The sequence below is a fragment of the Bartonella sp. TT110JLCBS genome, from assembly GCF_042193405.1.
Lineage (GTDB): Bacteria > Pseudomonadota > Alphaproteobacteria > Rhizobiales > Rhizobiaceae > Bartonella.
The window spans coordinates 85,096-108,687 of record NZ_JBHILT010000005.1 but is presented as its reverse complement, the minus strand read 5'-3'; the positions used below and the strand labels follow the sequence as shown (position 1 = coordinate 108,687).

Sequence of the window (23,592 nt, the reverse complement as noted above, 5' to 3'; positions counted from 1 at the left end):
AAGGAATAATGATGTATGATTTCTTTATGACTTGGCTGTTGCCATTACTTATTATCGTTGGAAAAACACTGCTTCTTTTAGTCGTTCTTTTGATCTTAGTTGCTTATCTTCTTTACGCAGATAGAAAGATTTGGGCTGCGGTACAATTGCGTCGTGGACCAAATGTTGTTGGTCCATGGGGATTGCTACAGTCTTTTGCGGATTTAATTAAATTTGTTGTGAAAGAACCTATTATCCCTGCAGGTGCAAATAAGGGTGTTTTTCTTTTGGCTCCTTTTGTTTCAGCGACACTTGCTTTATCAACTTGGGCTGTTATTCCTGTCAATGAGGGTTGGGAGGTTGCGAAGATTAATGTTGGCTTGCTTTATATTTTAGCCATTTCATCTCTTGAAGTTTATGGTGTTATTATGGGGGGATGGGCATCAAATTCAAAATATCCTTTCTTAGGAGCTCTTCGTTCGGCAGCGCAGATGGTTTCTTATGAAGTTTCCATTGGTTTTGTACTTGTGACCGTTATTTTAGTGAGTGGTTCGTTGGATCTTACAACAATTGTTCTTAAACAAAGTCATGGTTTTGGTACAACTCTTGGTCTTCCTTTTAACAGTTTTCTCGATTGGAATTGGTTGGTCCTTTTTCCAATGTTTATTATATTTTTTATTTCTGCGCTTGCAGAGACAAACCGTCCTCCATTCGATTTGGTGGAAGCAGAATCTGAACTTGTGGCTGGTCATATGGTAGAATATTCTTCAACACCTTACATGCTCTTCTTTCTTGGTGAATATGTTGCTATTGTTTTAATGTGCGCATTAACAACCATTTTATTTTTAGGCGGTTGGCTTCCTCCCTTAGATGTTTGGTGGCTTAATTGGGTTCCTGGTATCATTTGGTTTGTTTTAAAAGTCTGTTTTGTATTTTTTTGGTTTGCTATGGTTAAAGCATTTGTTCCACGTTATCGCTACGATCAGCTCATGCGGCTTGGTTGGAAGGTTTTTCTTCCTCTCTCACTAGCAATGGTTGTGATAACTGCTGCTTTTTTAAAGTTTATGGATTTCGTTTAAGAGGAGATTTTACGATGTCAGGTTTCATTCAGGCGGCAAAATCACTTCTTCTATTGGAATTTGTGAGTGCTTTTTTCTTAGCTATGCGTCAATTTTTTTCACCAAAGCCCACGATTAATTATCCTTATGAAAAAGGTTTTGTATCTCAGCGTTTTCGCGGTGAGCACGCATTGCGTCGCTATCCAAATGGTGAAGAACGGTGTATTGCTTGTAAATTATGTGAAGCGATTTGTCCTGCTCAAGCAATTACAATTGAAGCTGGACCACGGCGCAATGATGGTACACGTAGAACTGTCCGTTATGATATAGACATGGTTAAATGTATTTATTGTGGTTTTTGTCAAGAAGCCTGTCCGGTTGAGGCTATTGTAGAAGGTCCAAATTTTGAGTTTGCGACGGAAACACGTGAAGAACTTTATTATGATAAAGAAAAGCTTTTATTGAATGGAGATCGCTGGGAGCGAGAAATTGCTCGAAATATATTGATGGATGCGCCTTATCGTTAAGTGTATCGTTAAATGAGGTGTCGGATATTTTTCCGATAAATTGTAATCTGGTATGAAGTTTATACCAATTGTTTGAATAATTAAGGAGAAGCCTATGCTAACAGATCTAGCGGCGGCATTTTTCTATTTGTTTGCTTTTATTATGCTAACAAGTGCAGTTATTGTTATTACAGCACGCAATCCAGTGCATTCTGTTTTGTTTTTAATCCTCGCATTTTTTAATGCAGCAGCTTTGTTTTTACTTGCAGGAGCAGAGTTTTTGGGGCTTATTCTGCTTGTTGTTTATGTTGGAGCTGTCGCTGTTTTATTTTTATTTGTCGTTATGATGCTTGATGTTGATTTTGCTGAGTTAAAGAGTGGAACTCTTCGGTATGCTCCGATTGGAGCTCTTATTGGCATTATTATCGCTATAGAATTGATTGTTGTTTTTATGAGTAGCTATTTTTCTCCAGTCTTGAGAACGCATGTTGCGCAACCTATGCCAGATTTAGCGCAGCGAACAAATACACAAGCATTAGGTGATATTCTCTATACGGATTATGTTTTCTATTTTCAAATTGCTGGAATGATTTTATTGGTTGCAATGATTGGAGCTATTGTTTTAACACTTCGTCATAAATTAGGAGTAAAGCGGCAATCTATTGCGGAACAAGTTTCTAGAACGGTAGAAAGTGCCATTGAAATCAAACAAGTTGAATCAGGCAAAGGTATTTAAGGGGGGCTATGTAGATGTATATTGATATTACTCATTATCTCACTGTTTCTGCTTTGATGTTTACAATTGGTATTGCTGGAATTTTTCTCAACAGAAAAAACGTGATTATTATCTTGATGTCCATTGAGCTTATGTTGCTTTCAGTTAATCTCAATTTTGTTGCATTTTCAGCTTTTCTTCATGATCTCGTTGGTCAGGTATTCGCTTTATTTGTCTTAACTGTAGCAGCTGCTGAAGCTGCCATTGGTTTAGCAATTCTTGTCGTTTTTTTCCGTAATCGTGGTTCCATTGCGGTTGAAGATGTTAATGTAATGAAAGGCTAACCAGTGATGTATTATACGATTGTATTTCTTCCTCTTTTGGGTTTTCTCATTGCTGCATTAGGTGGGAAAACGATAGGAGATCGTGCGAGTGAATTGATAACATGTAGCTTTATGGTGATTGTTGCCATATTGTCGTGGGTAGCCTTTTTCAGAATTGCACTTGGTCATATTCCAGCGATTGATATATTGGTATTACATTGGATAACTGTTGGTGACTTAAGCTTTAACTGGGCTTTACATGTTGATACATTAACAGCTGTCATGCTTATTGTTGTAAACAGTGTTTCGGCATTGGTGCATATTTATTCAATTGGTTATATGCACCATGATCCTTCAAGGTCCCGTTTTTTTTCTTATCTTTCTTTGTTTACATTTATGATGCTTATGTTGGTGACCTCCAATAATTTGATCCAAATGTTTTTTGGATGGGAAGGTGTAGGACTTGCTTCTTATCTCTTAATTGGTTTTTGGTTTCAGCGCGATTCTGCTAATAAGGCTGCAATGAAAGCTTTTGTGGTCAATCGTGTTGGAGATTTTGGTTTTCTCTTAGGAATCTTTAGTATTTTTGTTTTGTTTCAATCGGTTGATTTTGCCTCTATTTTTGCAAAAGCTGCAAACAATAGCTTTATACAAAATATGACATTTTTAGGTTGGCAGTTTGATGGGCAGACGGCAATTACCATTACATGTCTGTTATTATTTATTGGTGCGATGGGAAAATCGGCACAATTTCTTTTACACACTTGGCTGCCTGATGCAATGGAAGGGCCAACCCCTGTATCAGCGCTTATTCATGCCGCCACAATGGTAACGGCTGGTGTTTTTATGGTTGCGCGTATGTCGCCAATTTTTGAACTTTCTTCGTTAGCTTTGACCGTGATTATTATTGTTGGAGCAACAACGGCGTTTTTTGCCGCAACTGTGGGGTTGGTGCAGAATGATATTAAGCGCGTTATTGCTTATTCTACATGCTCTCAACTTGGTTATATGTTTGTTGCATTAGGCGTTGGAGCTTATGGCGCTGCTGTCTTTCATCTTTTTACGCATGCTTTTTTTAAAGCCTTATTGTTTCTTGGTGCGGGCTCTGTCATTCATGCTGTATCTGATGAACAAGATATGCGAAAAATGGGCGGGTTACGCAAACATATAAAAGTCACCTATTGGATGATGATGGTAGGAACAATTGCATTAACCGGTGTTGGAATTCCAGGAACATTTTTCGGGACTGCTGGTTTTTTCTCAAAAGATGCGATTATAGAGTCTGCTTTTGCATCCCATAATATTGCTTCAGGGTATGCTTTTTATCTTCTGGTTTTTGCAGCCTTATTAACAAGCTTTTATTCATGGCGACTTATCTTTATGACATTTCATGGTAAGCCGCGGGCAACTGTTGATGTTATGCATCATGTACACGAATCGCCTCCAGTGATGTTAATTCCTCTCTTTATTTTATCTATTGGAGCAATGTTTGCTGGTGTTATTTTCCAACCTTATTTTTTTGGTGATTTATACGATACTTTTTGGAAGGGAGCATTGTTTACAAGCAGCCACAATCACATTCTTCATGATGCCCACCATGTTTTTAATTGGGTAAAATGGTCGCCTTTTGTAGCAATGGTTCTTGGATTTATGTTGGCCTATTTATTCTATATTGTGGCTCCTTCTCTTCCCAAGAAAATGGCGCGTATTATGCCAAGAGTGTATCACTTTCTTTACCAAAAATGGTATTTCGATCAATTATATAACTTTTTATTTGTTCGTCCTACCTTTAGAATTGGTTCTTTTCTTTGGAAAATAGGAGACGGTAAAATTATTGATGGTCTAGGTCCGAATGGTATTGCAGCACGTGTTGTTGATATTACAAATAGAGTTGTTCGAATACAGACAGGCTATCTTTATCACTATGCATTTGCGATGCTTATAGGTGTTGCATTGCTCATTACATGGATGATGATTGGGGGCGTAAACCAATGATCGATTGGCCTATTCTTTCTACGGTTACATTTTTGCCGCTTGTTGGTGTGCTTCTGATTTTATTTATCAAAGATGATAGTGAAGCAGCTCGCAATAATATACGTAATGTTGCATTTTTTACGACTATATTTGTTTTTATTATTTCTTTAATTATTTGGATAGGATTTGATTCTACCAACCCAAATTTTCAAATGGTTGAAAAGTTCAATTGGTTAGGGAATGGTATTAGCTATCATATGGGGGTTGATGGCATTTCTATTCTTTTTGTTGTTCTCTCGGCTTTTCTTTTGCCTTTTTGTATTTTAGCAAGTTGGGTGAATGTTAAGGAGAGATTAAAAGCCTATATGATTGCTTTTCTGCTTCTTGAAGTTGCGATTATTGGAGTCTTTTGTGCTCTTGACGCAATATTATTTTATGTTTTTTTTGAAGGCAGCCTTATTCCAATGTTTATCATTATCGGTGTGTGGGGTGGAGCACGTCGTGTTTATGCAAGTATTAAGTTTTTCTTATACACTTTACTTGGTTCAGTGCTTATGTTGGTTGCTCTTATGGCTATGTACTGGGAGGCTGGAACACTTGATATACCGACTTTACTAAATTATCAGTTTCCTGCTCATATGCAAATATGGTTATGGCTTGCATTTTTTGCTTCTTTTGCTGTTAAAATGCCGATGTGGCCAGTTCATACATGGCTTCCTGATGCTCACGTAGAAGCACCGACAGCGGGTTCTGTTATTTTAGCGGGTGTCTTACTCAAATTAGGTGGGTATGGTTTTCTTCGTTTTTCTTTACCAATGTTTCCTATAGCTTCAGCAGATTTTGCACCTTTGGTTTTCATATTATCGCTTATTGCTATTATTTATACGTCGTTGGTTGCACTTGTTCAAAGTGACATCAAAAAACTTATTGCTTATTCTTCAATAGCGCATATGGGGTATGTGACAATGGGCATTTTTGCTGCGAATGAGCAAGGGATACAAGGGGCTATTTATCAGATGCTCTCACATGGAATTGTTTCAGCAGCTTTATTTCTTTGTGTTGGGGTTATCTATGATCGTTTGCATACACGTGAAATTGCAGCTTTTGGTGGTTTAGTGAATAACATGCCCAAATATGCTGTTGTTTTTTTGATCTTCACTATGGCGAATGTTGGTTTACCCGGGAGTTCAGGGTTTTTGGGTGAATTTTTAACCTTAATAGGTGTTTTTCAAGTAAATAAATTGGTTGTTGTTTTAGCAACAACGGGTGTTATTTTATCGGCAGCCTATGCCCTTTATCTTTATCGGCGTGTGGTTTTTGGTTCCTTGGATAAAGAGAATTTAAAAGTATTAATAGATCTTTCTTTAAGAGAAAAATTCCTCCTTTATCCAATGGTTATTCTTACAATATTCTTTGGTATCTATCCAACGCCTATTCTTAAGGCAATGGCGTTTTCCGTAGAAACCCTCATCCATAAACTGCACTAGATAAGGGAAGAATGCACATGCAAACTGAAATAATAGCGCAATTAGTCTTAATTCTTCCAGAGCTTTTAATTGCATTAGGAGCTGTCGTGCTGCTTATGATTGGTGTTTATTCCAATACACGTGCTTCTTTAACAGTGACAGGTTTAACCATAGCACTTCTTGTGGCAACCATTATTATCCTTATAGTTTTTCCGAAAAATGGTTCATTTCAAACCAATGCGCTCGTTATCGATTCCTTTAGTCGTTATATGAAAATTTTAATGCTTATTGGTGCACTCTTTTCTCTTATCATGTCTGTTAGTTTTGCAAATGCACAAAAGTTGGATATATTTGAATTTCCAGTGCTTGTTCTTTTCGCAACTCTTGGAATGATGTTTATGATTTCAGCGGGTAATATGCTGTCGCTTTATATGGGCTTAGAACTGCAATCTTTAGCTTTATATGTTTTAGCAGCGATTAATCGTAATAATGTAAAATCTTCTGAAGCTGGTATAAAATACTTTGTTTTAGGAGCATTATCTTCAGGGTTGCTGCTTTATGGTATTTCTTTACTTTATGGTTTTACCGGTCAAATTGGTTTTCACGAAATTGCTCTTGCTTTAAAAGGTAAAAATGTACAATTGGGGGTCATTTTTGGAATTGTCTTTATTTTAGCTGGTTTGGCTTTCAAAATTTCTGCTGTTCCATTTCATATGTGGACACCGGATGTTTATGAAGGAGCACCAACACCGATTACAGCATTTTTTGCTGGTGCCCCTAAAGTTGCAGCAATGGCTTTAATCATCCGTATTATTGTGGTGACCTTTATTCCCCTAGGGCATGTTGATAACGTGATGCCTGCATGGCAACAAATTTTGGTCTTCATGGCGATTGCATCAATGATACTTGGTGCATTTGCTGCAATTGGTCAAAATAATATTAAGCGCTTAATGGCTTATTCGTCGATCAGTCATATGGGCTATGCACTTGTTGGTTTATCTGCTGGAGATATGCTAGGAATAAAAAGTGTTATTCTTTATATGACGATTTATCTTGGAATGACGATTGGCTCATTTGCTTTTATTCTTGGAATGCGCTCTCAGAATGGCAATGTTGAAAATATTTACGATCTTTCAGGGTTAGCAAAGACAAATCCGTTTATGGCTATTGTTATGACAATACAGCTTTTCTCTTTAGCCAGTATACCACCTATGGCTGGTTTTTTTGGGAAGTGGTATACATTTTCTGCTGCTGTCCATGCTGGTCTGACGTCACTTGCAGTCGTTGGGATGATAGCATCTGTCGTTGGAGCTTTTTACTATTTACGAGTCATTAAAATTATGTGGTTTGATGATGCAAAAGTGCATTTTGTTGCTTTATCGAAAGAGCTTCAATTTTGTCTTGGTCTTTCTGCATTCTTTATTTTATTTTACGCGCTTTTTGGGGTTTGGTTCGTTGAGTTAGCAGAAAAAGCAGCAGCAGCATTGTTTTAATGAATATGGTTTATACTTTATCAGATTTTGCACAAAAACAGGGATATACTGTTGAAGCGTACGATAGTGTTGATTCAACAAATCTCATTGCGCAACGAAAAGCGCAAACTGGTCATCAAGGTAATCTTTGGATTGTTGCACAAGAACAATCACTGGGAAGAGCGAGAAGAGGGAGGACTTGGTCTAGTCCAAAAGGGAACCTTTATTCTAGTCTTTTATTAATTGATGGTATTGTTCATCAAACTGCGGCTCAACTTGGTTTTGTTGCTGGAGTAAGTGTGGCAGAGGCAATAAAACAATTGATAAAAGAGGAAAAGCAGACAAACAATATTGTGAGCTTAAAATGGCCAAACGATATTTTGCTCAGAGGAGAAAAAAGCTCTGGAGTTTTGCTTGAGATTTTACAATTATCATCACAACAATATGCCTTGGTTATTGGTATTGGAATAAATGTGAAATATAATTATGAAGATGCACCTTATTCCACTTCAAGCTTAAAGAATATCGGTTTGCATATTGATGCAGAACAATTATTTACGGTTTTGACGGAGTGTTTTTCTAAAAATTACCTTCTTTGGAAACAATTAGGAGGATGTGAAATAATCCGAAAAAAATGGCTTTTATATTCCGCTCACCTTGGGAAACATGTCAAAGTGGTGAATGATGAAAAAGTCATTGAGGGTATTTTTGATGGTCTTGATAGTGATTTTAACTGCATCATAAAGCAAAAAGACGGTCAGACAGCCATTATAACAGCTGGGGATGTTCATTTTGGTTTGGCTGATTCTGTTAATGCAGGCCGTTATTGAAGAATTATTTTATCATCAAATACCTTAATGATTTGGGAGATGTTTATGGTTGCAGCCAATAGATGTGAATTTGTTTTTTTACCTTTAGGAGGTGTAGGTGAAATAGGGATGAATCTCGCTGCTTATGGATTTGGTCCCCAAAATCTTCGTGAGTGGCTGCTTGTTGATATGGGAGTTAGTTTTGCTGGTTCTGAATTACCAGGTGTCGATCTTGTTTTGCCTGATATTCGTTTTCTAGAAAGTGAAAAACATAATATACGGGGTCTTGTTTTAACACATGCACATGAAGATCATTATGGAGCCGTTCTTGATTTATGGCCAAAGTTACAAGTTCCAATTTACTGTACGCCTTTTACGGCAGGATTATTAGAAAGTAAAAGGCAAGCAGATTTTGAATTTCATAAAATTTCATGTAATATTTTTCAAGCTGGTGATTGTTTTCAGGTAGGTTCCTTTGCTGTAGAGGCTATAGCCGTTAACCATTCAATACCAGAATCTGTCTCTTTGGCAATTACAACGTCTTTAGGGACCGTAATCCATACGGGTGATTGGAAAATTGATCATACCCCTTCACTCGGGGCTCTAACCGATGAAAAAAGGTTTCGTGCTTTAGGCAAAAAAGGTGTTTTAGCATTACTTTGTGATTCCACAAATGCGTGTCGGGATGGTATATCTCCATCAGAGCAGCAGGTTCAAACCAGTCTTTCTGAGATTATTTTAAAAGCTGAAGGGCGCGTTGCGATAGCGACTTTTGCTTCTAATATTGGTCGGATACGTTCTATTGCTCTTGCCGCTGAAGCTTCTGGGCGTAAGGTACTCGTCATTGGGCGTTCCCTTAAGCGAAGTATTATGGTTGCACAAGAGCTTGGTTATATGAATGGTTTAGCACCATTTGTAACGGAAGATGATTATGGCTACATCTCGCGAAAAGATCTTGTTTTAATTGTCACAGGGAGCCAAGGTGAGCCATGTGCTGCTTTGGCTAAACTGTCACGTGATGGAATGAAAAATATTGCACTTTCCACTGGTGATACCGTTATTTATTCATCACGAAGTATTCCAGGAAATGAAAAAGCGATTATTGAGGTACAAAATCGTTTCATTGATTTGGGTATTAAAATTATTACGAATGAAGATGCACTTGTTCATGTTTCAGGCCATCCCCGTCGTTCAGAACTTTTACAGATGTATGATTGGATAAAGCCACAAATACTTGTCCCTGTACATGGGGAAGCAATGCATCTTAAGGCTCAGGCAACTTTAGCACGTCAAGCAGGTATTAAAACTGTTATAGATATCAGAAATGGCCATATGTTACGTCTTGCACCAGAGCCTGTAGAAGTTATTGATCAAGTTCCTGTTGGCCGCATCTATAAGGATGGTTGCCTAATTGGAGATGAAGATGAATTAGGGATTCGTGAACGCCGCAAACTAAGTTATGCTGGTCATGTTACTATTTCTCTCCATATAAATAGTAAGCATGAATTATTAGGGGATATCGGTCTAACAACATTCGGGTTACCTGAAAGTAATGGAAAGGGGGAAAGTTTAAAAGATATTCTTTTAGATATCGTAGAAAATACAGTTTATAATATCCCACGCATGAAACAGAAAAATAATGAACTTATTCGAGAGGCAACACGACGTGCAGTAAGAGCGGCTGTTCATGAAATTTGGCAAAAAAAACCTATCTGTACAGTTTTTTTACATCGGTCAAAATAAAAGAACTTTCCTATTACGTTATTTAAAAAGAGAAGAGCATTTTTATTTTATTGCTAAATAAGAAAAATAGAGAATAAAGCACAATAAATTTTTAAATGATAAGATCGTTATATTTGCAAGTATTCAGAATGCGGCTATAGATGAATAGAGGGTGTGATAAATTGTTCCGATATGATAGGTCTGATTAGGAGTTAATTATTTCAATGCGTCTTTCTCAATATTTCCTTCCACTTTTAAAAGAGAATCCTAAAGAAGCAGAAATTGTTTCTCATCGCTTCATGTTGCGCGCTGGAATGATTCGACAACAAACATCAGGGATTTATTCTTGGCTTCCTTTGGGAAAAAAAGTGCTTGATAAAGTTTGTAAAATTATTCGTGAAGAGCAAGAACGTGCGGGTGCAATAGAAATATTGATGCCTACAATTCAGTCTGCTGATCTTTGGCGTGAAAGCGGTCGTTATGATGATTATGGTTTGGAAATGCTCCGCATTAAAGATCGTCAAAAGCGTGATTTACTTTATGGTCCAACCAATGAAGAGATGGTAACAGATATTTTTCGCTCATATGTTCGTTCTTATAAAGATCTTCCGCTTAATTTGTATCATATTCAATGGAAATTTCGTGATGAAATTCGTCCACGTTTTGGTGTGATGCGAGCACGAGAATTTTTAATGAAAGATGCTTATTCTTTTGATCTTGATTATGAAGGCTCTAAAACATCTTATAATCGTATGTTTGTTGCTTATTTACGCACTTTTTCTCGCCTTGGCTTAAAAGCAATTCCTATGCGTGCAGATACAGGTCCAATAGGGGGGGAACTCAGTCATGAATTTATCATTTTGGCTGAAACAGGAGAGAGTGCTATCTTCTGTGATAAACAATTTCTTGAACTTACCGTTCCTGATAGTTCAATCGATTTTAGTGATAAAGCTGTTTTAGATGATATTGTTAAGCAATGGACATCTTTTTATGCAGCAACGGAAGAAATGCATAATGAAGAGGAGTGGGCTAAAGTTTCTGATCATAATCGTCTTTCAGCGCGCGGTATTGAAGTAGGGCATATTTTCCACTTTGGTACTAAATATTCTGCTCCAATGGGAGCAAAAGTTATGGGACAAGATGGAAAAGAGCATGTGGTCTCTATGGGATCTTATGGTATTGGGCCTTCGCGTCTTGTTGCGGCCGCTATTGAGGCTTCTCATGATGAAAATGGTATTATTTGGCCAAAGTCGATGGCACCGTTTGATTTTGGGATTATCAATATGAAGCCCGATGATGAAAAATGCACACAGGCATGTGAGTTTCTCTATCAGGGATTAAAGAAGGTTGGTTTTGATCCGTTATTAGATGATAGAAATGAACGCCCTGGATCAAAATTTGCAACAATGGATTTGATTGGTTTGCCAACGCAAATTATTGTTGGTCCTAACAGCATTGCACAAAATGAAGTTGAAATTAAAGATCGAAAAACAGGAATAAAAAAATCTCTAAAGGTTGAAGATGTGCTCAGCCAACTTTCTATAATTTAATAGGAAATGTTATGAAGAGGCTGAAAAATAAAGGTTTTTCATCTTATGAGTGGATGATCGCTTTTCGTTATATGATTCCCAATAAAAAACATGTCGTTGCCTCTGTTATTTCAATTATTTCTCTTATTGGGATTATGTTGGGCGTATTTGCTCTGGTCGTTGTTATGGCGGTGATGAATGGCTTTCGTACAGAACTTCTCAATCGTATTCTTGGTATGAATGGGCATCTTATTATTCAAACAGTTGATTCTGGTTTTGCTGATTATAAGACTCTTATTTCTTCTTTAGAAACTACAAATGGTGTGAAGTTTGCTTTACCTGTTATTGAAGGTCAAGCGCTTGTTCAAGGTGAAGTTCAAGGTGGCTCTGGCGCGTTAGTTCGTGGTATGCGCAAACAAGATCTAGATAAGCTTAAAACAGTCTCTCAAAATATTAAATTAGGATCGATTTCTCGGTTTGATCAAGAAGAAGGTGTTGCAATTGGAAGTGGCTTAGCAGAAAAATTAGGATTAACAGTTGGAAGAGATATTCGTATCATTACTCCAGATGGTGATGAGACTCCTTTTGGCGTTACGCCACGAGTGAAAGCTTATAAAGTCGTTGCTATTTTTGAAGTTGGTATGTCTGAATACGATTCAATATTTGTCTTTATGCCTCTTCATGAAGCACAAATGTTTTTTAATTTAGGCGATAAGGTTCAGTCTTTAGAGTTATTTTTAAATGATCCTGATGCAGTTGATCAAATAAAACCCGTTGTAGAAAAAGCAGTTGATCAACAGGTTTATTTAATTGATTGGCGTACACGTAATCAGGCTTTTTTTTCAGCTTTACAGATTGAACGAAATGTTATGTTTTTCATTCTTTCTCTGATCGTTCTTGTTGCTGCTTTAAATATTATTTCAGGACTGATTATGCTTGTAAAAGATAAAAGTCATGATATTGCAATTTTACGCACGATGGGTGCTCAACAAAGTGCGATTTTGCGTATATTTATCATTACAGGAATGATGATTGGTTTTATTGGAACGATATTGGGCTTAATTTTAGGTGTTATCGCGACCGCGAATATTAATCATATCCAAGACTTTATCTCTTGGTTATTTAATGTCGACGTTTTTAATCCTCAACTTTATTTTTTAACAAAATTGCCTGCACAAATTGAGTGGAAACAGACCGTCTTGGTTGCTGTGATGGCTTTATTCTTGTCATTTCTTGCTGCTCTCATTCCGGCATGGCGTGCTGCTAAGCTAGATCCCGTACAAGCTTTGAGGTATGAATAATGACAGCTATTTTAGAGCTTGTAGAGATTGAAAGACGCTTTTTCGAGGGTCATAAGCCGCTCATTGTTTTAGATAAAGCGAATTTTACTCTTAATCGTGGAGAGCTTGTTGCACTTGTTGCACCATCTGGTGCTGGAAAATCAACACTTCTTCATATTGCTGGATTATTAGAAAAACCAACCGCTGGTGATGTGATGTTACGAGGTGTTTCTTGTGCAAAGCGTTCTGATAGTGAGCGAACAGCTATAAGACGAAATGATATTGGTTTTGTTTATCAATTTCATCATTTACTTCCAGAGTTTACGGCGTTAGAAAATGTTATGATACCGCAAATGATAGCAGGATTAAAAAAATCCATAGCAGAAGATCGTGCGCGCAAATTATTAACGTATCTGCGTATTTCTCATCGTGCGAACCATCGTCCCTCAGAGTTATCGGGAGGAGAACAACAACGTGTTGCTATTGCACGTGCAGTCGCAAATGGCCCTTCAGTTCTTTTGGCTGATGAACCTACAGGAAATCTTGATCCCGTAACTTCAGCTTATGTTTTTCAAGCTTTATCTATCCTTGTTCGTCAGTCTGGTCTTTCTGCTCTTATTGCAACACATAATTACGCTTTGGCTAAGCAAATGCATCGTCGAATTACACTTAAAGAACAAAAGATTATAGAACTTCCTTAAAGCAAGGTACAAATTTTATACGACTAATTGAATAGTTTATATTACTTTATTCAAGGAGATTTTTTATGACAGTTTTTGTCGTTGACAAAAATCAATTGGATGCGCGTCGTCGCCGGTTGATTTTTCGTGCATGGCATCGCGGTATTCGTGAAATGGATCTCATTTTTGGGCATTATGTTGATGCTCATATCACTGAGATGAATGATAAAACGCTCTCTGAGCTTGAGTATATTATGTCTTTTGACGACCGTGATTTACTTACATGGATGACTGGAGAAATTTCCCCCCCCTCTGAAGTTGATAGTCCACTTTTTCGTGATATTGCTAATTATCGTTTTTGCTTAAGTTATTGATTCAAATGCCTATATTTAAAAAAATTATTATTCCAAAAAATAGTCCTGTTCGTATGATTTTTGATGGCGTTACTGATGGATTTGAAGCCTTTGCGCTTGCTAAGTTAAGTTCAGAAATTGGACAAGGCAAACCGCTCATCTATGTTGTTCATGACGGAACAAAAATTGCGCATTTACAACAAGTTTTAAATTTTATTGAACCCAATTTGCCCGTACTTCAATTTCCTGCATGGGATTGTTTGCCTTATGATCGCGTATCACCAGGAATTGCTGTCATGTCCCGTCGACTATCAGCTTTGGCACGCATAGCAAATTTACGTCAAAACCCACATCCTGCAATTATATTAACTACAGCAAATGCAATTATGCAAAAGTTGCCTCCTCGTGAAATGATAGAAGCTCAGCTTATTCACTTACATGTTGGCCAACGCAATAACATGGGAAATCTAATTCAATTCTTAGAAACCAACGGTTTTGAACGCGTTACGGTTGTCCGTGATGTTGGTGAGTTTGCTGTAAGAGGAGGAATACTTGATATCTTTTCTCCTATGGATGTTGAACCTTTACGCCTTGATTTTTTTGGAGATACCCTAGAAAGCATCCGCGTATTTGATCCAGAAAGTCAAAGGACAACACGTCAAAAAACTGAACTTTTATTACAGGCAATGAGTGAGGTTGTTCTTACACCAGAACGCATCAGCCGATTTAAAAGCAATTATACCCGTACATTTGGTGTATTACAAAAAAATAACATGCTTTATGAAGCAATTGCTCAAGGTCGGCGTTTTGCCGGTATGGAACATTGGCTTCCATTTTTTTATGAAGAGCTTGACACTTTTTTTGACCATTGTGGCAACCTACCGCTTGTTTTTGAGCATCTTATAGAAGAAGTTTTCATTGAGCGCTATCGCCTTATTGAAGACTATTATAACGCGCGTAAAGAGCGCGAAAATGATAAAGAAAATTCTACTTCTTATCATCCAATAGACCCTAGTCTTCTCTATTTAACGCCAGAGCGTGTTTTGGAATGTGTGCAACAATCTTCACAGCGTATTGATTTTTCGCCTTTTAATATTCCACAAAGTTTGGAACAAACTGTTATTCACGCACATGTTAAACAGGGATATGATTTTGTAAAAGAGCGTAATGCGCAGGAAAAAAATGTTTTTTCAAGTGTTATTGATCACATCGCATCTTTACGCGCTGCGGGCAAAAAAGTACTTTTAGCGTGTTGGAGTGAAGGATCTCTCAATCGTTTAGTACAAGTTCTCGACGAGCATGGATTAAAAAAAATAGATGTTGTAAAATCCTTGCAAACTGTCAAAGCAACACCACGAGATCATATATTAGCAGCCGTTATCATGATAGAACATGGTTTTGAGGCTGAAGATTTAGCTATTATAGCAGAGCAGGATATCCTAGGTGATCGCTTCATCAGATCACCAAAGCGTCGTAAGAATAATACAAATTTTATTTCTGAAATTTCTGCTTTAAATTCTGGTGATATTGTTGTGCATATCGACCACGGTATTGGTCAATTTGTTGGTCTTAAAACCATCACAACCACTGGAATTTTACGAGATTGCCTTGAAATTAAATATGCTGGAGGTGATCTCCTCTTTTTACCTGTTGAAAATATTGAGCTTCTCTCACGTTATGGCTCAGAAGGAACAGAGGTAACGTTAGATAAATTAGGAGGTGTTGCTTGGCAAGCACGTAAAGCTCGGCTTAAAAAACATTTATTGGAAATGGCAGGGCAATTAATCCGTATAGCTGCAGAGCGTATGACTCGTGCTGCGCCTGCTTTACTTCCACCAATTGGACCATTTGATGAGTTTGTTGCTTGCTTTCCCTATGAAGAAACGGAAGATCAAATGAATGCAATTGATGCTGTTTTGGACGATCTAGCCTCAGGTAAGCCGATGGATCGCTTGATATGCGGTGATGTTGGTTTTGGAAAAACTGAAGTAGCCATTCGAAGTGCTTTTGTTGCAGCATTAAATGGATATCAGGTTGCGGTTGTTGTACCAACAACTTTGCTTTCACGTCAACATTACAAAACATTTATTTCGCGTTTTCAAGGATTACCAGTTAAAATTGGACATGCTTCGAGGCTTGTAAAAGCGAAAGAACTTGCACGCGTAAAAAAAGGTGTTTCAGATGGTACAATCGATATTGTCATTGGAACCCATGCATTATTAAGTGGTGCAGTTAATTTTTTACGGTTAGGCCTTCTTATCATTGATGAGGAACAGCATTTTGGTGTCAAACACAAAGAGCGTTTAAAAGAGCTTAAAAGTGATATTCATGTTCTCACACTTTCAGCAACTCCCATACCACGCACTTTAGGGTTAGCATTATCAGGTGTACGTGAACTTTCATTGATAACAACCCCCCCCATTGATAGAATGGCGGTTCGTACTTTTATTTCACCCTTTGATGCACTTGTTATACGAGAGACTCTGCTTCGGGAATATTATCGTGGTGGACAAAGTTTCTATGTTTGTCCTCGTATTTCTGATCTGGCTTTTGTAGAAGAATATCTTAAAACACATGTGCCAGAACTGAAATTCGTTGTGGCTCATGGACAAATGCCAGCTGGACAACTTGATGATATTATGAATGCATTTTACGATGGGCAATATGATGTTTTACTATCGACAACCATTATTGAATCTGGTCTTGATATTCCAGCAGCCAATACATTAATTGTGCATCGCGCTGAGATGTTTGGCCTTTCTGCCCTTTATCAGTTACGTGGTAGGGTAGGGCGTTCAAAACAACGTGCTTATGCTCTCTTTACATTTCCTGCTGGTAAAGTTTTAACAGCTGCTGCCGATCGCCGTCTTAAAGTTTTACAATCTCTTGATACCTTAGGGGCTGGGTTTCAATTGGCAAGCCATGACATGGATATCCGCGGTTCAGGCAATTTTTTAGGTGAAGAGCAGTCGGGGCATATCAAAGAAGTTGGATTTGAACTCTATCAAAAAATGCTTGAAGAAGCTGTTGCTGAATTAAAAGATGGAGAGCTAAATGAAGATAAGCAATGGTCTCCTCAAATTTCACTTGGTACAACAGTGATGATACCAGAGAGTTTCGTGCCTGACTTATCGTTACGTATGGGACTTTATCGTCGTTTAACAGAACTTGATGATTTAGAACAAATTGATGAATTTGCAGCGGAGTTAATTGATCGCTTTGGTCCTTTACCCATTGAGGTTCAACACCTTCTTAAAGTCTTTTATATCAAAACATTGTGTCGAAAAGCGCATGTAGAAAAATTAGATACAGGACCAAAAGGGATTGTTATACAGTTTCGTAATAACTATTTCGCAAATAGTGTTGCTCTTGTTCAGTGGGTTGGGAAACAAGGTTCAATGGCAAAAATCCGACCAGATCAAAGTATTGCTCTTATTCGTGATTGGTCCACAGCGGATGAAAGGCTTGTTGGAGCAGCGAATATTATGACACAGCTTGTCGAAATGGCAGAACAACATTCTGTTTAAAAAATATCTTTATTATTTTAGAATTGTTACTCATTTATTATAAAATAATTCTATAAAAACAAACAGTTATTGATTTTGTATAAGAATAAAATTTAAGTTTATAATAAAGAGCCATTATATATTTATTGGGTTTTTATTATATACGCATTGATACAATGAAGGAAATAGATTAGACGGTTTAACAGCAATAAATAGCACTTTCAATATAATAAGCTAATAAGCTCCTGTAAATTTTTTAGAAATAATTTAGGTAAAGATAGCATGCTTTCTTCATTACAAAAGTGTCTAACTATCGTTTTTTTGTTACTCACTTTAATACATGGCGTAAAAAACGCTTATGCTGAGTTATCTTCTGATGAACAATACCAACATTTAAAAAACAAAAGAAAGAATATTAAAGAGAGCATACAATTTATTGAAGAAAGTATATCTCATTTGTGGATATTTGGGAAAAAAATATTTCTAAAGCAGAATACTATGAGCGTTTACAGGAACGGAATAAGTTATATAAAAAACTGAAAACTCTGAAGGATGAATATTATAATCTTGGTTCGAAATTACAGGATCTAGCTGAAAAAAAACAAAAAATTATCTCTAGAATACATATAGCGAGAGAGTATGAAGTAGGGGAGTATGAAGAAAAGTTGATTAAAGCAAAAGACTATTAAAAAAAAACTCAAACGTTTAATGAATGGGGAATGAATGAGAAAAGTGGAGGTGATGATGAGATAATGAAAAATTATCTCATATTTATTATTGCTTGCAATACGTTAGCGGATATATTGCAAAGTGATATAGGTGCTATTTTGCGCAAAGATTTTGATTGGAAAGATAAAGATTTTAGTTGGGCTAAAGGCGCAAATAATTCAATAAGTCCTAGTTTAGTCAGGGATATTAAAGAATTACTAACAGATGGCTCTTATAGTTATGAAAAACAAATATTTGACGATATAAAAAATAGTCTTACAGAAGATAATTGGTTTGTAAAAAGTGCACCTAAGCTTTGTAATACCATTAAAGAAGTACATAATATAATGCTTCCAAACAAGAAAAAGAATATTATAGATCGTATGCGTTTTCATGTTGAAGAATTATTCAATTAAAAATTATTTATTTGATTTATGTTGAATTATATTCAAAATAGAAAAATACTTAATTTTTCGTAACATTATAGTTTAGAAAATTCATAAAAAATAATGCTATGAGAATATCCAATTAAAAATTTACTTATACAAATACAGAGAAATTAAGATAATATACTAAATAATAGTTAAAATATATTTTAATTTTTTGTTTTTAATCATTATTTATAATAAAGTAATTTTATACACATAAGATAGTATATATTGTTCTTATCATATAATATTTATTATATATATATTAAATAATAAACTTATATATATTTTTTGTGTTTGTAGTTTTTTTATTTTTATCTGATTAATTATTTTAATGACGATACAACTCATATCATAAATCTTGTTTTATTAATACGATAAGAGAGATATTTTATAGCTCTAAGTTGTGTTATATAGAGAAACAAAATGATATTTTTTATTCACGTTATAAAACTGAGAGATGATATTTGTACAGAAGTGCAATAATAGATGTTTAATATATGAGCATAAATTTATTATGGCTTTGGGCACATGAGATGATTCATAGGGGGGGTATTCCTTTGTTCAGTAGTTTTATCTATAAAACTAACTCCGCTTGTGATGTGCAAGTGGATAAATTTTATTGATTCAATATAAGAGAGGTTTGCGCTATTAGGATCTTTCATACAATATAGAAAAAAGATAAATTATTATTATAAATTAATATGTTATTATATTTTAAGAAAGTTTATTATAAATAAAATATTTTCAGCAGTTATAGATTTTCTCTCTAAGAAAATGTGTTGTTTAATTAAGAAAAAAGCACTTCTTTAGTAACGTATTTTTAAACTAAACTTTTTAGTTAAACGCTATGGAATATAAAATTTTTATTACAAAAGCGTATCACTATTATTTTGTAAACAAGGGCAGAAAATTGTTCATTAGGAAAAAGTTCTCTTACAATTATGCAGAAATTTTAGACAATCAGTGATTTTAATTCATTAAATGTTTCAATAATATCGTAGATGATTTTGTTTTTGTGTATCACACGAGGCACATAAGGAAAACAGTAAAATTTATCTGATATTTTGGAGCTTCATGCATTGCAACAACCTGTTGCTAAGGCTCTATAAGCTTAACATGAAGAGTAATAAATGTAAAAAGTTTAATTAGTAAGTTTTTTAGAGTAGTATCAGAGTTTATTTTAATTAATATTGCAATATTGATTCGTTTGTGTAATCTTAGTTTAAATGCACAGAGGTATTTTATAGATAGATTGTATCCAATACCAATGTGATGAAGAGGGGAATTATATGAGTGTATAAAAATTAGAATGGCTCGTTGTATTTTTTCTCTAAATTTGACTTTTTTTTATATATTGAAGTAAAAATAGTAAAATTAATTGTTATTTCATTATAATTTAATAAATTTAAGTTGGAATTATATTTAATATTTTTTTGAAGTTACTTAAGAGCGCGTTGAAAGGATTAACTTAATCATGTCGCATAAAAATGTTTATTCTGCTGTTTCAGTATTAGTTGGAGCCGCTGCCCTTTTTCTTATAGCTGGTATTTCTGCAAATGCGCAAACTTTATCACAAGGTTGGTACAAAGTTTGCAGTAAGCAGCATGATGTTGATATTTGTAATACAATGAATACTGTATTATCGAATACGGGACAACCTTTAACGGCTTTTAATCTTGTTGAAATAAAAGGAAAGCAAAATGAGAAACGTATAGGTATTCAAGTACCTACAGGTCGTTTTTTGCCAGAAGGTGTTCACATTAAAATCGGTGACGAGTTCTCTAAAAAAATTCCTTATATTATTTGTAATGGACCAAGTTGTATTGCTAATGATGTCTTAGATGATAAGCTTATAGCAGCTATGAAAAGTGGTACAAAAATGGTTGTAACCACAGTTAATTTCCGTGGTTCAGCTAATCCTATTGAATTTTCTCTTAATGGGTTTACAGCAGCCTATACCGGTCCTGGTATGGAGGAAAAAGATTTCCAACAAGAACAAATAAAGCTGCAGCAAGCCATTCAATCAAAGCAAAAAGAAATTGAAGAGCGTATGCGGGCTGAGCAAGAAAAAGCAAAACAAAAATAATAAACCCCCACCATAGAATTGGTCGAAACGTTTTCTATAATTGTTTATTTGAGCCGCCACAGTTTTCTGTGGCGGTTTTTAAAATCCTTAATTTTCCGAAACAATTCTGCGTTTCCACCACCCAATACGTTCAGTTTTGGAAGAATCATTAGGCGTTGATGAAATAACAACGGGTTGATTAATTGTTTCTTCGATTTGGGAAGGAGAGGTTTCAACAACTTCCTCCATCTCGATTACAGTTTCTTTCTCTAATATTTTTTGTATTTGCGTTATCTCTTTAGAAGATGATTTTTTACGTGTTCCACGTGTTGATTTTTTACTCTTTTCAAGAGTTTTATCTTCTACCTCATGAATAGCTTTATCTGCTTTTTTTGTTTTAGTTTTACGCATAAAACTGGTTGTAGGTTTTTCTTCAGGAGATTTTTGTTCTGCAATATTTTGGTCATTCTCTAAAGGAAGTTGATTTTCTACTACTTTTGAAGAACGTGTTTTACGTTTTTTAGGTTTAATACTTTTATCAATTTTTTCAGATTCACTCTGTTGTTGTATATCTAGAGCTTGTGTATTATTTTTCGTTTCTTCAAGTTCAAAAGATTTAGCAGGTGAAACACGACGTTTGCGATGCGCTGCTTTAATTTCTGCTAAAGCTTGCTTAGCAAAATCTCCCACTGGTTCTGCATAAGGAACGCGAATCTGATGAAAACTATTATCTTGATTGCGTCGACCACCACGACGTCCTCGACGGCGTCCTCGACGATAAGAATCATCATTCAAGGTATCTTCTTTTTTATGAACGTTGGAGAGAGAATGATCAGTAATTTCACCGTGACGATTTTTGCGCCGACGCTTTTGGTTTGTTTCAATGGGAGAAGGATTTTCAATAGATTCACTTTTTATGAAAACAGAATCTTCAATTTCTTGCTTATTGTCATCTTCCAATGAAGATTGAGAAGTTCTCTCTGCTATTGAGCCTTTAGAAATAACAAGATGTTGTGTTCCAATACTATCATCTGCTTCAATACTAATATTAAGCTTAAAGCGAGCTTCTAAATTAACAAGAATGTTGCGTTTATGATTTAATACATAAAGTGCTGTTGCTACGGGGGTGCGCACGATAATATTATGTTGCGAATTATGAAGAAGATATTCTTCAATTGAGCGCATGACATGCAACGCAATTGATGATTCAGAACGTATATTTCCTGTTCCTGCGCAATGTGGGCAGGGCTGTGTTGTACTTTCTAAAACCGATATGCGAATACGTTGACGACTCATTTCTAAAAGGCCGAAGTGTGAAATATGACCTACTTGAATACGAGCACGATCGTTTTTTAAACAATCTTTTAATTTTTTTTCGACCAGCTTCACATTGCGTTCTTCAAGCATATCAATAAAATCAATCACAATTAAACCAGCAAGGTCACGCAAGCGTAATTGACGCGCAACTTCTTCAGCAGCTTCAAGGTTAGTTTGTAAGGCTGTTTTTTCGACAGAGAATTCTTTCGTAGAGCGGCCAGAATTTACGTCAATAGCAACAAGTGCTTCTGTTTGATTAATAACAAGATAACCACCAGATTTTAAAGAAACCTGTGGTTGCAACATTTTATCAAGTTGAATTTCAATATTATTTCGTGCAAAAATGGGCGTAGGATCACGGTAAGGTTGCACAACTTTTGCATGACTTGGCATGAGCATACGCATAAAGTCTTTCGCTTCACGATATCCTTGGTCTCCAGAGACAAGAATTTCACTAATGTTCTTATTGTAAAGATCTCGTATAGAACGCTTGATGAGATTACTCTCTTCATGGACAAGGCATGGCGCCGTTGACTCGAGTGTCAAAGTGCGAATAGTATCCCATAACCGCATAAGATATTCATAATCACGTTTAATTTCAGCTTTTGTTCTATTGGCACCAGCAGTTCGTAAGATAACGCCCATACCTTTTGGAACGGCTAATTCTTTTACGATTTCTTTAAGACGCTTACGGTCTTGTACGTTCGTAATTTTTCGTGAAATACCACCACCACGTGCTGTGTTGGGCATTAGAACAGAGTAACGACCAGCTAGAGATAGATATGTTGTAAGGGCAGCACCTTTATTACCACGCTCTTCTTTGATGACTTGTACCAACAAAATTTGACGTCGTTTAATCACTTCTTGAATTTTATACTGGCGCCCTTGTTTTCTTTGATAAATTGGAAGCTCTTCACGGATGTCCTCAGCACCGACCATTTCGATCTCATCATCAGAGATATCGGCATTTAATGCTTCTTCTGTATTATCAATTATTGTCGCTTCAGATGTGATGTCACTTTCAATATCGGCTGCTATGACATTGTTTTTTCCATTTTTTTTTGTTCTTCTGGAGCGTTTTTTATTTTTAGTTGCTTCTTCCGTAAAGCTATCTACAGAATTTTCTCCTACAGCTGCTTTTTCCTCTTCTTCAAGAAGAGCAAGGCGATCAGCAATAGGAATTTGATAATAATCAGGATGAATTTCAGAAAATGTTAAAAAACCATGGCGGTTTCCACCATATTCAACAAAAGCTGCTTGGAGAGACGGTTCCACACGCGTAATCCGTGCGAGATAAATATTCCCCTTGAGCTGTTTTCTATGTTCTGATTCAAAATCAAGTTCTTCAATTTTGTTGCCGTGAACAACAACAACACGAGTTTCCTCCGGATGGGAGGCATCTATAAGCATTTTGTTTGACATAAGTTAATATCCTGAAGGCGACATGCACAATTTTATTCAAACGAACGCTATAACTATTCGTAAACATAAAAGGCTGTCTGCCATAAAAGGGAGGTACCAGAAAAACAGGACGGAACACCACGTGCAGAGGCATGACTGCATTTACACCATTTCTCATCATTATTTCCATCTGTTTTTTATGACTCATATTTCTTAAAAGTCTCCGGTAAAATAATCTTTAAAACAGTTCGGATATCCGAACCAACGAATCTTAAGTAATGCAATCCTAATGTTATAA

18 protein-coding genes are annotated in these 23,592 nt (G+C 36.1%); 17 read left to right on the top strand and 1 reads right to left on the bottom strand.

Annotated elements, in window-relative coordinates:
• The first annotated feature begins 11 nt into the window (after window positions 1-11).
• The 17 genes from nuoH (at window position 12) to ACFILW_RS03760 (ending at window position 20,597) form a co-directional block, all read left to right on the top strand.
• Window positions 12-1,058, top strand: coding sequence for an NADH-quinone oxidoreductase subunit NuoH (nuoH, locus tag ACFILW_RS03840; protein WP_375623295.1), 1,047 nt, complete (start codon window positions 12-14; stop codon window positions 1,056-1,058).
• 14 nt (window positions 1,059-1,072) lie between these two features.
• Window positions 1,073-1,564, top strand: a complete 492-nt coding sequence (gene nuoI, locus ACFILW_RS03835) for an NADH-quinone oxidoreductase subunit NuoI (RefSeq protein WP_273723184.1) — start codon at window positions 1,073-1,075, stop codon at window positions 1,562-1,564.
• A 94-nt stretch (window positions 1,565-1,658) separates the two neighbouring features.
• Window positions 1,659-2,279 carry an NADH-quinone oxidoreductase subunit J gene (locus ACFILW_RS03830; protein WP_375665541.1) on the top strand — a complete coding sequence of 207 codons (621 nt, stop codon included), beginning with the start codon at window positions 1,659-1,661 and terminating at the stop codon, window positions 2,277-2,279.
• 14 nt (window positions 2,280-2,293) lie between these two features.
• Window positions 2,294-2,602 (top strand): NADH-quinone oxidoreductase subunit NuoK, encoded by a 309-nt coding sequence (gene nuoK, locus ACFILW_RS03825; protein WP_375623273.1) that lies wholly within the window; start codon window positions 2,294-2,296, stop codon window positions 2,600-2,602.
• A 6-nt stretch (window positions 2,603-2,608) separates the two neighbouring features.
• Complete coding sequence (nuoL, locus tag ACFILW_RS03820) at window positions 2,609-4,576, top strand: NADH-quinone oxidoreductase subunit L (protein ID WP_375623293.1); 1,968 nt, start codon at window positions 2,609-2,611, stop codon at window positions 4,574-4,576.
• Window positions 4,573-6,042, top strand: coding sequence for an NADH-quinone oxidoreductase subunit M (locus tag ACFILW_RS03815; RefSeq protein WP_375623291.1), 1,470 nt, complete (start codon window positions 4,573-4,575; stop codon window positions 6,040-6,042). Before nuoL ends, ACFILW_RS03815 begins: the two co-directional genes overlap by 4 nt.
• Window positions 6,043-6,059: 17 nt before the next feature.
• Window positions 6,060-7,514: an NADH-quinone oxidoreductase subunit NuoN gene (nuoN, locus tag ACFILW_RS03810; protein WP_375685204.1), complete on the top strand. Its 1,455-nt coding sequence runs from the start codon at window positions 6,060-6,062 to the stop codon at window positions 7,512-7,514.
• Complete coding sequence (locus ACFILW_RS03805; RefSeq protein ID WP_375623269.1) at window positions 7,514-8,323, top strand: biotin--[acetyl-CoA-carboxylase] ligase; 810 nt, start codon at window positions 7,514-7,516, stop codon at window positions 8,321-8,323. The genes nuoN and ACFILW_RS03805 overlap by 1 nt, the downstream gene beginning before the upstream one ends.
• 45 nt (window positions 8,324-8,368) lie before the next feature.
• Window positions 8,369-10,045, top strand: a complete 1,677-nt coding sequence (locus tag ACFILW_RS03800) for a ribonuclease J (RefSeq protein WP_375685203.1) — start codon at window positions 8,369-8,371, stop codon at window positions 10,043-10,045.
• A gap of 203 nt (window positions 10,046-10,248) precedes the next feature.
• Window positions 10,249-11,574 carry a proline--tRNA ligase gene (proS, locus tag ACFILW_RS03795; protein ID WP_375623265.1) on the top strand — a complete coding sequence of 442 codons (1,326 nt, stop codon included), beginning with the start codon at window positions 10,249-10,251 and terminating at the stop codon, window positions 11,572-11,574.
• Window positions 11,575-11,585: 11 nt separating this feature from the next.
• On the top strand, window positions 11,586-12,854 hold the full coding sequence (locus ACFILW_RS03790; RefSeq protein WP_375623263.1) for a lipoprotein-releasing ABC transporter permease subunit: 1,269 nt from the start codon (window positions 11,586-11,588) through the stop codon (window positions 12,852-12,854).
• Entirely contained in the window at window positions 12,854-13,534 is a 681-nt protein-coding gene (locus ACFILW_RS03785) for an ABC transporter ATP-binding protein (RefSeq protein WP_375611886.1), read from the top strand. Before ACFILW_RS03790 ends, ACFILW_RS03785 begins: the two co-directional genes overlap by 1 nt.
• A gap of 65 nt (window positions 13,535-13,599) precedes the next feature.
• Window positions 13,600-13,887 carry a succinate dehydrogenase assembly factor 2 gene (locus ACFILW_RS03780; protein WP_375629793.1) on the top strand — a complete coding sequence of 96 codons (288 nt, stop codon included), beginning with the start codon at window positions 13,600-13,602 and terminating at the stop codon, window positions 13,885-13,887.
• A gap of 5 nt (window positions 13,888-13,892) precedes the next feature.
• On the top strand, window positions 13,893-17,393 hold the full coding sequence (gene mfd, locus ACFILW_RS03775) for a transcription-repair coupling factor (RefSeq protein WP_375685202.1): 3,501 nt from the start codon (window positions 13,893-13,895) through the stop codon (window positions 17,391-17,393).
• A 437-nt stretch (window positions 17,394-17,830) separates the two neighbouring features.
• Window positions 17,831-18,061: a hypothetical protein gene (locus ACFILW_RS03770; RefSeq protein WP_375685201.1), complete on the top strand. Its 231-nt coding sequence runs from the start codon at window positions 17,831-17,833 to the stop codon at window positions 18,059-18,061.
• 30 nt (window positions 18,062-18,091) lie between these two features.
• On the top strand, window positions 18,092-18,496 hold the full coding sequence (locus ACFILW_RS03765; RefSeq protein ID WP_375685200.1) for a hypothetical protein: 405 nt from the start codon (window positions 18,092-18,094) through the stop codon (window positions 18,494-18,496).
• Between the two features lie 1,489 nt (window positions 18,497-19,985).
• Window positions 19,986-20,597: an invasion associated locus B family protein gene (locus ACFILW_RS03760; RefSeq protein WP_273791265.1), complete on the top strand. Its 612-nt coding sequence runs from the start codon at window positions 19,986-19,988 to the stop codon at window positions 20,595-20,597.
• 87 nt (window positions 20,598-20,684) lie between these two features.
• Here the strand turns inward: ACFILW_RS03760 and ACFILW_RS03755 are convergent, their stop codons facing one another.
• Window positions 20,685-23,315: a ribonuclease E/G gene (locus ACFILW_RS03755; protein WP_375623252.1), complete on the bottom strand. Its 2,631-nt coding sequence runs from the start codon at window positions 23,313-23,315 to the stop codon at window positions 20,685-20,687.
• Window positions 23,316-23,592 lie beyond the last annotated feature (277 nt).